We start from the raw sequence: 10,342 nt of genomic DNA, 5'->3' as shown, positions 1-10,342 counted from the left end.
GCTGCAGTTCAAGCGCGGTGATGTGTGGGAAGCCACCGAGGCCGGGAAAGACTTCGCGCGGATCTACGACACCGGCAAGCGGCACGGAAGCGGCGTTCCAGTCACGCAAATGAAGTGGTCTGCAACAGTGATTGCGGTACTCCAGGCGTTGCCCGCAGAGCACAAGGAAGCGGCATGAGCGCCCAGCAGATTCAGCGTAACGGAAAAAGCACTTCTGAGTGGCTCGCTTTTTCCTGCTCGATTCCGCAAACTCAGGACCAAGACAGCCGAAACGCTAAACGTCACGTTTTTGCGTGCTTTTCAAGGGTGTTTTAGCCTGCCTCGCCGCCTAGGATCACTGTCATGACCTACGCCACCCCACCGCCAAAACAAAAGGCCAGCGGATAAACCACTGGCCCCTTGCCCGAAACCGACTGCGCTTGGACCCGCACCGGCTTCTTGACCACAAACCCCTAGCAAAAAGGATCGGATCTATGTCTGAGGTTATCACGCGCCCTTCTGCAGGCGCAACTAAACACCGGCGTACCGCAAAGCCGCCGCATCCCAAGGCCCCGCCTTCAGGAGCCATCTCAACCGGCAACTTCGCCGAGATGGCCCTGACCTTGGCTAGCGAGGCGGAGTCCGTCCTGCGCACCGTCGCAGAAGATGGCTCAGACGATGTGAGAAACGATGCCGTCTGGGGTGTGATGACGATTGTCGGCATCCTGCTCAATGATCTGGAGCGCATCCGCAGCGAGCAGTCGCTGGACGACTGTCAGTCCGTGGTGTGCCACATGGAGCAAGCCATCGGAATGCTGAGCCTCTTCTCGGGCGACGTGGTGCTGAGCGCAGCAGGTGCGTTGCTGAAGGCCTCGCTGACCAGCCTCATCTCGGACCTGGAGGCGCACGCATGACCACCCTGCCCTCTTTCCTCAAAGCTGGTGCGGCGAAGGCTGCTTGCCAGGATGCCATCCAGTTGGCAAACGCAGCACGCAAAGCCCAAGGCGCCCTTCAATGGGAGCTGGCCGCGAGCCTGTGGACCCAAGCTGCAGACGCGCTACAGCGCGACCCGCACACCGGCAACGAGACCCTGCAGGCGCAGGCCCATCGCCGAAGCGCCAAGGCCTGCGTAGCGATGGCTGGCACGCGAGTTCCCCGACAGCTGCCCAAGGACAACCCGGACTACCGGCACATGACCAAGGCGCTGATTGCCGAGGAAGAAGCAATTTGGCGGAGGGAAAACCCATGAAAACCGCTGCCCTCTTCTACCGCCTTGCAAGCATGCGCCACACCGCCGGTGCCGGGGCCATCGAGTCCGTGGCCTGGGCCGCTGGCTTGCTGTGGCGTTCTCGGTCGAGAGCCTGACAGCACCGCCCTTCCGTTCTTTCATCATTTCAGAGGATCAGATCATGTCTGAGGTAATCGCTCGCCCCGCAAAAGCCAAGTCCACCGCTGCCAAGGCTGCCCTGAAGGCGCCTACCAACCTGGAAGAAGGCAAGTTCACCCGCTTCACGATTAAAGCCGCGTTCGGCATCCTCGAGGTGCTGCTCCAGTCCGCCAGCAAGACCGATGAGCCCCACCAGTGGAGTGGCGACTCCGACCGACTGCTCGCCCTCGCCGCGGAACTCGCAAGCAAGGCCCACACCGAGACGCCGAGTGCCGATGACGCAGAGCGTTTGGCCTACGACATTGCTGCGCTCATCAAGGCCGCCAAGCTCGTACCCGGAGACGTTGAAAGCGCCGAGCGGGCGGATCTGCTCAACCAGGCGGCAGTGCAACTCAACTGGCTGACCGAATGCGATGAGGCAGGCAGCAATTGCATTGAACTCAACGCCGCGCGCCCAAAGGTTCCGGCCCAACTCTCGGCGAGCGAGCGCAAAGTCGCCGCAGCTGGCGCATCGCTCTTGGAGCGGGCCATCAAAGCGATCAACGATGAAGACGGCGCAGCCTATGCAGCCGACCTGTTGAAGCTCGGGCAGAAGGCTCTGCAGCAGGCCTCCGAAGGCGTGCTTACCGAGGACTGCATTCGCGACGTGTTCTTCTTGGCGGCGGCAGTTTGCACCGGCGCCCTGGCCGTCGAAAAACAGGAGTCGCCCGCTGCGACTCACCGCCATGAGTTGATCATGACTGCGTTTGAGATGCTGAACAACGCTGGCCTAAGCTACGACTGCGAGCTGCATCCCTGTGCTGAAGCCGCTGCAGCCATCGAAGCGGGTGCCCGCTTGGCCACGCAACCGGCACCGCTTTCCCGCCACACCCCGGCAAAAAGCGAACAAGCCCCAGCGCTAGCCAAGTCCACTGAGCGGGCGCGCGAACTCACGAACTCGGCACTCTGCCACCTCGAAGCCGCCAGGGAGGTGTTGCACATCCTGGCTCAAGACAATGCAGGCGACGAGGTACACGGGCTTGTCGTGCTGGTGGACTTGCTGTGGAACCGGCACGCCAGCACGGATGATGCGGAGGACATCGGCCTGCCCTACGACGGCTTGTTTGCGGATCTGCAACGCGAGCTCAGCGTGGCCCAGGCGATGGCAGCGCTGGTGCGAACCAAGGAAGAAGGCGCGATGTCTGCAGTGGACTACCTTCTGCAAGACGCCGCCCAGCTGACTGAGGATGCGCTCAACGCCATTCCGCTGGAGGCTGAAGGCCCATGACTGAAGCCGTGATGCTGGCGCCCACCCGGTACGTCACGATCAAACTGGCCTCCCAGCTGATTGGGCTCACCGTGAAGGCCATCGAAAGCAAGATTGCGCGCGGCGCCTGGATCGAGGGCCGCCAGTTCCGCCGCCAGGATGGAAACATTTACGTCGATTTGAGAGGAGTAGAGCAATGGGTCGAGAAGGGAACGGCGTAGAGATGCGAGAGAAGTCCATTCGGGTGAGCTTCACCCTAAATGGACAGCGTCAGCGGGTCACATTGGACATCCCGCCGACCCCCGCCAATGAGCGGTATGCCGAGAAGCTGGTGGTTAAGGTGCGCCAAGCCATCGCTAGAGGCACGTTTGAATGGGAGACCTTCTTCCCCGGCTCACCCCAGGCAAAGGCGCTGCAGCCTGCTCACAGCTTCGGTGCTTGGTGCGACCTATGGCTCGACACCAAGGGTCGCTTGGCCAAGAAAACGCTCACGCAATACCGCAACGCTCTAAAGGTATGGAAGGAATTGCTCGGAGCCGAGACGCCCATGGAAAAGCTTCCTCACGCGGTGGTGGCGGCGGCGGTCGGCAAGACGCCTTGGGCATCGGCGAAGTTGCTGAACAACTACCTGATCTGCCTTCGCGGGGTGTTTGCCTTGGCCGGCCGCAGCATGGACCTTGGCAACCCCATGGAGGGTATCGAGAACAGCAAACACCAGGCGCCGCAGCCCGACCCGCTCAGCCCCGCAGAAATGGAGACGGTGCTGTCCACCATGAGCAAGAACCAGGACCCGCGCGCATGGGCTTATTTCACCTTCGCGTTCATGACCGGCATGCGGCCAGAGGAATTGATCGAACTGCGGTGGGGTGATGTGGACTGGCACAGCGGGACGATACGCGTCGAGCGGGCGCGCACGGCGGGGGAAGTGAAGCCCCTGAAGACCTACAACGCGCGTGACGTGGATCTGGTCGGCCGCGCCCTGGATGCGTTGGAAACGATGAAGCCATGGACCATGGTGGGCAGCGAGGACAAGACCGACCAGGAGATGGGCCGCCGGATTTTCGAAAATCCGGTTACCGGGAAAGCGTGGCACGACGAGCGAAGCCAGCGAGACACGTTCTGGCGCCCTGCCCTGCGCCGAGCTGGCATCCGGTGGCGCCGCCCTTATCAGACTCGCCACACCTACGCGACGAACGCCCTAGCAGCTGGCGTGAACCCGACGTACATCGCCCGGCAGATGGGGCACAAGAACGCCAAAATGCTCTTCACGGTGTACGCGAAGTGGATCGACGGAGCCGACCGAGGGCGGGAGAAAGCGAAGATGGAGGAAATGCTGGGGAGGACTGAATGTCCCCCCAATGTCCCCGAAGCTTCCGGAAGCTGGTCTCTTCCGAATGGGAACATTGGTAGGCGCGATTGGACTCGAACCAACGACCCCCACCATGTCAAGGTGGTGCTCTAACCAGCTGAGCTACGCGCCTGTCGTTGTTAAGACCACGATTATAGCCATAAAAATCCGGCATTCCGGCCGCAGGTAGAGATTTCGCAAGATATCCCGTCCTGCAACGAAACGGGCGCAGGCATGGCCACGATCACAACCATGCCTACCCGCCATTACCGCCGGCGAGCGGAGCGCACCCCGGGCACGCCCGCAACGATGGACAGCACCTTGTTCAGCCGCCCCGAATCGGACACCTCCACCGTGAAGGTCATCCAGGCCGTGCCTTTGACGGATTGGGTCTGCACACCGATGACGTTGGTTTTCTCACGGGCAAAAACTTCGGAGATATCGCGCAGCAAGCCCTGGCGGTCGGCTGCCTCCACGGCCACGTCCACCGGGTACACCGCGGCCTGTGCAGCCGACTTGGACGCGCCCCACGCCACGTCGATGACGCGCTCGGGGTTGCGCGCGGCCATTTCGCGGAAATTGCTGCAGTCCGCACGGTGCACGCTCACGCCCTTGCCGCGCGTGACGAAGCCCCGGATGAGATCGGGTGGTGCGGGCTTGCAGCATTTGGCCAGTTGGGTCATCAACGAATCGATACCGACCACCAGCACGCCACCCTTGGGGGCGGCCTCATGGGTCCGAGTCTTCTTGAGCAGCAGGTAGTCGTCCGGCTGCAGCGCCGGCTCGGGCGGGCGCAGCAAAGTTTCGATATTGCGCAGCGAAAACTCGTCCTTGCCGACCACCTCAAATAGCGCGTCGGCCGACTTGAACCCCAGCTGCACGGCCAGATCATCCAGCTTGATGGAGGTCTTGCCCTCGCGCTGCAGCAACTTCTCCACGGCATCCCGGCCACGGGCAATGGTTTCATGGGTGGCCTGTGCATTGAACCAGGCGCGCACCTTGGCCTTGGCTCGGTGGCTGGTGAGGTAGCCCAGCTCGGCATTGAGCCAGTCGCGCGATGGGCGCCCCTCCTTGACGGTGGAGATCTCTACCGTCTGGCCATTTTGCAAGGGCGTGTTCAGGGGCACCATCGCGCCGTCCACACGTGCGCCACGGCACCGGTGGCCCACGCTCGTATGCACGGCATAGGCAAAGTCCACGGGCGTGGCGCCCTGCGGCAGTTCCACCACGGCGGCATCGGGCGTCAGCACATAGATTCGGTCTTCGAACAACCCCTTGTTGGACACCGCGCCCGACAGGTCGCGTTCCCACGCCAGCAATTGCCGCAGCACGGCGATCTTGGCGTCGTACTCGCCCGCGGCCGAGACGCCTGCATAGCCTTTGCTGCCCGCCTCTTTGTACGCCCAGTGCGCGGCCACGCCATGTTCGGCGTGGTCGTGCATGGCCTGCGTCCGGATCTGGATCTCGATGGGCTTTCCGTTGTCGTCCCGCACGATGGTGTGCAGCGACTGGTAGCCGTTGGGCTTGGGCTTGGCGATGTAGTCGTCAAACTCCTCCACGATGGGTTTGAACTGCTCGTGCACCCAGCTCAGGGCCGCATAGCAATCCTTGACCGTGGGCACCACCACCCGCAATGCGCGGATGTCAAAGACCTGGTCGAAGTTGAGCGATTTGCCCCGCATCTTCTTGACGATGCTGTAGATATGCTTGGGGCGGCCCGCGACCGTGGCGCTGATGCTGCGGGCCCGCAGTTCAGACTCCAGCCGCGAACGCAGCTGCTCCATGTACACCTCGCGCTCGCCACGCTTCTCGTCGAGCAGGCGCGCAACTTCCTTGTAGGTTTCCGGCTCCAGAAAGCGGAACGAGAGATCTTCGAGCTCCCATTTCATCTGCCAGATGCCCAGGCGGTTGGCCAGGGGCGCGAACACCTGCAGCGATTCGCGGGCCAGACTTGGCGACACCGGCAATTTGCTGGCCGCGTGGAACCGCAGGGTTTGCAGGCGAGATGCCAGCCGCAGCATCACTACGCGCAGGTCGCGCGAGAACGCGAGCAGCATCTTGCGCACGTTCTCGGTCTGCACGGCCGGGTCGTCCAGCGGCTCTGCGCCACGGGCCTGGCGCTGCACGCGCATCAGCTTGGTGGTCTCCACGGCCAGCGCGGCAAAGTTGGCGCCGAAGGCCTTGGCGATCACTTCCTCGGGCTTGTTGAGATGAACGCAGGCATGCACCAGGTAGCTGGCGGCCTGCATGGCCTCCGAACCGCCGATCCCCCGCAGGATGGCCGCGACGGCATCTGCGTGCGCGAGGGTGTTCTCGCCGGAATCCAGCGTTTCACCCGCCATCAGCGGCTCGGCAAAGGCACGGGCGCGTGCCAGCGCGTTCACCTGCTCGGGCAACGTGTGCGCCGTGGCAGCAATGAGCTGGGGCACCGGCTCGCCGTGTGGGGCCAGCGATGTCTGTACAGGAGGATTCGTCTTCATCCGGCCACGGCGCCTTACCCCGCCAGCAGAAAGTCGGTGACCACCTGGATCTGGTCGGCCGCCACCAGCGTGGGCGCATGTCCCACGCCTTCAAACTCGACCAGGCGGGCCCGCGGCCCGCGCAGGGTCATGGCCTGCGCGGTGTCGCGCGAAAGCAGGTCCGATTGCGCGCCGCGCAGCAGGAGCGTTTGCGCGCTAATGTGGTCATAAAGCTGCCACAGGGCGGCTTCGCCAGCGGCGGCGGCCTCTCGCGTCAAGGCTTTGAACGGCACGGCGATGGCCGGGTCGTAGTGCAGCGTGATGCCACCGTCCGGCAGCGGGCGCACCATGGGGCGCGACAGCTCCAGCCACTGGGCCAGCGTGTGGGGGCCAAAGCTGGTCGAAACCGCCCACATGGCATCCGCCGCCTGTTGCAGCGAATCAAAGCGCGCCGGCTGGCCCAGGTACAGACCAATGCGCTGCAGCGCCTCCCACTGGATGGATGGCCCCACGTCATTCAGCACGAGCCTGCGCACCGGCGCTGGCATCGGCAGGCCGGGTTGTCCCGCAATGCCCATGCCAATCAAGCCTCCCATGCTGGTCCCCACCCAGTCCAAGGTGGTGATGGGGGCCTGCTGATGCAAATGGGCCAGCAGTGCCAGCATGTCGGCACCGTACTGCGGGATCTGGTAGCCAGTTGGATCAACCAGCCAGTCGCTCTGGCCGCGCCCCACGACGTCTGGGCAAATGACGCGTGCATGCTGGCTCAGCGTCCTCGCCAAGGTGTCGAAGTCGCGTCCCTGCCGCGAAAGGCCATGCACACAGACCACCACATGGGGATGCGCTGGATTGCCGGTGGCATTCCACTCCCAATAGGCCATGCGGTGGTGCGGCGCGGATGCGGGGAGGTTGCCAGAAGACGCCGCCGGAGCCCCGGGGCCAGGGCACAGTACGTAGTTCAGCGTAGGTTCAATCATGGGTGCGGAATCGGGGAGGCGGCGCTCGATAATGCGGGAGCCGTCGGCACCCATTGATCGTCCATGCGTGCCGACTTTTTCTTGCGTTGCATCGTAATTCATTCGGAGACACTTCCATGCTCAAAGGCAAAACCGCCCTCGTCACCGGCTCGACCAGTGGCATCGGCCTTGGCATCGCCAAGGCGCTGGCCCGGCAAGGCGCCAACGTGGTCCTCAACGGATTTGGCGACGTGGAGGGGCCCCGCGCCGAAGTGCTCGCTGCGGGCCAGGGCGCTGGCGCCCAGGTGGGCTACCACGGCGCCGACATGAGCCGGGCGGCCGACATCGAGGACATGATGAAGTACAGCGCGGCGCAATTCGGCCGCGTGGACATTCTGGTCAACAACGCAGGCATCCAGCACGTGGCCAACGTGGAGGACTTCCCGGTGGAACGCTGGGATTCCGTCATCGCCATCAACCTCACGAGCGCATTCCACACGTCGCGCCTGGCCCTGCCCGCGATGAAAGCCGCCAACTGGGGCCGCATCATCAATGTGGCCTCGGTGCACGGGTTGGTGGGCTCCGCGCAGAAGTCCGCTTACGTGGCCGCCAAGCATGGCATCGTGGGCCTGACCAAGGTCACCGCGCTTGAGAACGCCACCACCGGCGTGACCTGCAACGCCATCTGCCCAGGCTGGGTCCTGACCCCCCTGGTACAAAAACAGGTGGACGCGAAAGCAGCCGAGCATGGCCTCTCCAACGAAGATGCCAAGAAACTGCTGCTGGGCGAGAAAGAACCGTCGATGCAGTTCACCACACCCGAAGAGCTGGGCGAACTGGCAGTGTTTTTCTGCTCCCCTGCCGCCAACAACGTGCGCGGTGTGGCATGGAACATGGACGGCGGCTGGGCGGCGCAGTAGAGGCCCATCCCCCTGGGGCACCTTCGGTTCCCTCCCCTTCTCTCGGATCGCTGCGCGAACCGGGGAAAGGGGGAGGCGGCCAGCGCGGCGGTGCAGCCCCTGAGCGGCGGCCGCTTGCCTGGGGCGCGCCATGTCTAGCGCCTTGCCGATTGCTATTAAAATTATAGCCGCTTGCGCTTATTGAATAAGCGCAAGCAGCCATTTTTATCCTTAAGTCCTCGGGGATGCGCTCAGCGCATCTGCACGGACCCCGACACGTTGACAACCACCTGCGCCTTGCCCGCTTCCACCGGCACGGGTGCATCGGCAAACGACCCCATCTTGGCCTCGGCCGCCATCATGCGGGGGCGCGGGCCAGGCACCATTTCGTTGCTGTTGACGGCCACTTCGCGCAGGCTGTAGGTGCTAAAGCCGAAGCCCTTGGCCAGTTCCGCGGCGCGGGCCTTGAACTGCTCAATGGCTTGTGTTTGCGCCTCGCCTTCCACCTTGGCGCGTGCCTCTCGCGACAGCCCAAAGGTGACATTGCTGATGGCCAGGGTCTGGATCTTGCCCGCTGTGCTGGTGATGCGCGCGAAATCACGCCCCTCCAGCACCAGTTCTGCGCGGCCCTGCCAGCCGTTGATCTTTCCTTCTTTGCCATAGCGGGGGTATAGGCCGAAAGGGCCGGTGCGCACGTCCAGTTGGCCCGGCTGCGCGCTGCGCTTGGCCTCGGCCAGCGCTGCGTCCAGCGCTTGCTTGAGCTGCGCCTGCACGGCAGCGGCGTCAGTGCCCTCCTTGCTGGTGGCGAGGTTGACCACCAGCAGGTCCTGCTGGACTTCTACCGTGCCACTCGCCGACAACTGAACGACATTGCGAGGTTCACTCGCAGAAGGTTGATTCTGAGAAAAAGCGACTCCAGCGCACGCCATTAAAGCGCAAGCAGCTATCAATTTGGTAGTATTTTTGATCACGACGATGTCCTTGTTTCATGGGCGCGGTCCAAGTGATGGACTCTGCGGACCAGCACCTTAACCGCAGCCAAGGCCAGTTGGCTGAAGACCCCGCTGCGACCGTGCGAAGCTGGGCAAAACTTGTAACAGTTGGTCAAACCCGACGGCAAAACCCGAACTTCGGCGTTCCAAGTGGTCAGAATCGGCTCTGTTACAAATTGGACTTGGGATCAAGATGGCCACAACAACCAATCGCACTGACAAAGTTCTGGTGGTGGATGACGATGCGCGCATTCGCGACTTGCTTCGCCGCTACCTGACGCAGGAAGGCTTCGAAGTCATGGTCGCCGAAGATGGCAAGGCACTCAACCGCCTGCTGCTGCGCGAAACCGTGGACATCATCGTGCTGGACCTGATGATGCCGGGCGAAGATGGTTTGTCAATCTGCCGCCGCCTGCGCGCTGCCAACGACCGCACCCCCATCATCATGCTGACCGCCAAGGGCGAGGACGTGGACCGCATCGTCGGCCTGGAAGTGGGCGCCGACGACTACCTGGGCAAGCCATTCAACCCCCGCGAACTGCTGGCCCGCATTCACGCCGTGCTGCGCCGCCGCCCGGCCCAGGAGGCGCCCGGGGCGCCATCCGGCGACAACGAGGTCGTCACCTTTGGCCCCTTCACGTTTGACCTGGGAACGCGCGCACTGCAGCGCAACGGCGAGGAACTGCCGCTGACCACCGGCGAGTTCGCCATGCTCAAGGCACTGGTGCGCCACCCTCGCCAGCCACTGTCGCGCGAAAAGCTGGCACTGCTGGCCCGCGGCCGCGAGTTCGAGCCGTTTGACCGCAGCCTGGATGTGCAGGTGTCGCGCCTGCGCAAGCTGGTCGAAGTCGACGCCGCCGCGCCGCGCTACATCCAAACGGTGTGGGGGGTGGGCTACGTGTTCGTGCCGGACGGAACCAGCTGATACGACCCGCATGCGCCAGCCCGGCCGCGACCTTGGGTCAACGTCTTCATCGTTCCTGCCATCCGTGAACGCTCCCTCTGATGCCACCAGCCCAAACCCCGACTCCGACTGCAGAACGAACGAGGAATTTTCTTCTCGAGAATTTCTTTTT

General features: G+C 63.4%; 10 protein-coding genes, 1 tRNA gene and 1 pseudogene. 7 read left to right on the top strand and 5 right to left on the bottom strand.

The features are described 5' to 3' along the window. Positions 1 to 473 precede the first annotated feature (473 nt). The 5 genes and pseudogenes from MRY84_RS21180 to MRY84_RS23210 form a co-directional block, all read left to right on the top strand. Positions 474 to 893: a hypothetical protein gene (locus MRY84_RS21180; RefSeq protein ID WP_291507655.1), complete on the top strand. Its 420-nt coding sequence runs from the start codon at positions 474 to 476 to the stop codon at positions 891 to 893. Continuing rightward, on the top strand, positions 890 to 1,228 hold the full coding sequence (locus tag MRY84_RS21175; protein WP_291507654.1) for a hypothetical protein: 339 nt from the start codon (positions 890 to 892) through the stop codon (positions 1,226 to 1,228). The genes MRY84_RS21180 and MRY84_RS21175 overlap by 4 nt, the downstream gene beginning before the upstream one ends. A gap of 91 nt (positions 1,229 to 1,319) precedes the next feature. After that, entirely contained in the window at positions 1,320 to 2,633 is a 1,314-nt protein-coding gene (locus MRY84_RS21170) for a hypothetical protein (RefSeq protein ID WP_291507653.1), read from the top strand. Continuing rightward, positions 2,630 to 2,833 (top strand): excisionase, encoded by a 204-nt coding sequence (locus tag MRY84_RS21165; RefSeq protein ID WP_291507652.1) that lies wholly within the window; start codon positions 2,630 to 2,632, stop codon positions 2,831 to 2,833. Before MRY84_RS21170 ends, MRY84_RS21165 begins: the two co-directional genes overlap by 4 nt. After that, positions 2,809 to 3,882 (top strand): annotated as a pseudogene (locus MRY84_RS23210) (tyrosine-type recombinase/integrase); the annotation flags it as partial. The gene MRY84_RS21165 and the pseudogene MRY84_RS23210, both read left to right, overlap by 25 nt. A 134-nt stretch (positions 3,883 to 4,016) precedes the next feature. Here MRY84_RS23210 and MRY84_RS21160 read toward each other — a convergent pair. The 3 genes from MRY84_RS21160 to MRY84_RS21150 all read right to left on the bottom strand — a co-directional run bounded on the left by MRY84_RS21160 (position 4,017) and on the right by MRY84_RS21150 (position 7,396). After that, positions 4,017 to 4,093, bottom strand: a tRNA-Val gene (locus MRY84_RS21160). Positions 4,094 to 4,226: 133 nt separating this feature from the next. Beyond that, entirely contained in the window at positions 4,227 to 6,440 is a 2,214-nt protein-coding gene (locus tag MRY84_RS21155; RefSeq protein WP_291507651.1) for a bifunctional (p)ppGpp synthetase/guanosine-3',5'-bis(diphosphate) 3'-pyrophosphohydrolase, read from the bottom strand. A 14-nt stretch (positions 6,441 to 6,454) separates the two neighbouring features. Next, positions 6,455 to 7,396, bottom strand: coding sequence for an alpha/beta hydrolase (locus MRY84_RS21150; RefSeq protein WP_291507650.1), 942 nt, complete (start codon positions 7,394 to 7,396; stop codon positions 6,455 to 6,457). 116 nt (positions 7,397 to 7,512) lie between these two features. On the opposite strand from MRY84_RS21150, the gene MRY84_RS21145 reads away from it, so the two are divergent. Next, positions 7,513 to 8,295, top strand: coding sequence for a 3-hydroxybutyrate dehydrogenase (locus tag MRY84_RS21145; RefSeq protein ID WP_291507649.1), 783 nt, complete (start codon positions 7,513 to 7,515; stop codon positions 8,293 to 8,295). A gap of 230 nt (positions 8,296 to 8,525) precedes the next feature. Here MRY84_RS21145 and MRY84_RS21140 read toward each other — a convergent pair whose 3' ends face one another. Then, positions 8,526 to 9,203 carry an SIMPL domain-containing protein gene (locus MRY84_RS21140; RefSeq protein WP_291507648.1) on the bottom strand — a complete coding sequence of 226 codons (678 nt, stop codon included), beginning with the start codon at positions 9,201 to 9,203 and terminating at the stop codon, positions 8,526 to 8,528. Positions 9,204 to 9,459: 256 nt separating this feature from the next. Between MRY84_RS21140 and ompR the strand changes: the two genes are divergently transcribed. Beyond that, entirely contained in the window at positions 9,460 to 10,191 is a 732-nt protein-coding gene (gene ompR, locus MRY84_RS21135) for a two-component system response regulator OmpR (protein WP_010460834.1), read from the top strand. A 46-nt stretch (positions 10,192 to 10,237) separates the two neighbouring features. Here ompR and MRY84_RS23205 read toward each other — a convergent pair. Continuing rightward, on the bottom strand, positions 10,238 to 10,342 hold a 105-nt coding region (locus MRY84_RS23205; RefSeq protein ID WP_363317576.1), incomplete at its 5' end, for a twin-arginine translocation signal domain-containing protein.

This window comes from Acidovorax sp. (genome assembly GCF_022763525.1).
Taxonomy (GTDB): Bacteria; Pseudomonadota; Gammaproteobacteria; order Burkholderiales; family Burkholderiaceae_C; genus Acidovorax.
The sequence above is the reverse complement of the archived record's forward strand: the minus strand, read 5'-3'. Positions and strand labels throughout refer to the sequence as shown.

Bases quoted from the DNA above. Each gene is read 5' to 3' on its own strand.
- MRY84_RS21180 (WP_291507655.1), top strand. From the start codon at position 474: ATGTCTGAGGTTATCACGCGCCCTTCTGCAGGCGCAACTAAACACCGG.
- MRY84_RS21175 (WP_291507654.1), top strand. From the start codon at position 890: ATGACCACCCTGCCCTCTTTCCTCAAAGCTGGTGCGGCGAAGGCTGCT.
- MRY84_RS21165 (WP_291507652.1), top strand. From the start codon at position 2,630: ATGACTGAAGCCGTGATGCTGGCGCCCACCCGGTACGTCACGATCAAA.
- MRY84_RS21155 (WP_291507651.1), bottom strand. From the start codon at position 6,440: ATGAAGACGAATCCTCCTGTACAGACATCGCTGGCCCCACACGGCGAG.
- MRY84_RS21150 (WP_291507650.1), bottom strand. From the start codon at position 7,396: ATGATTGAACCTACGCTGAACTACGTACTGTGCCCTGGCCCCGGGGCT.
- MRY84_RS21145 (WP_291507649.1), top strand. From the start codon at position 7,513: ATGCTCAAAGGCAAAACCGCCCTCGTCACCGGCTCGACCAGTGGCATC.
- MRY84_RS21140 (WP_291507648.1), bottom strand. From the start codon at position 9,203: ATGGCGTGCGCTGGAGTCGCTTTTTCTCAGAATCAACCTTCTGCGAGT.
- ompR (WP_010460834.1), top strand. From the start codon at position 9,460: ATGGCCACAACAACCAATCGCACTGACAAAGTTCTGGTGGTGGATGAC.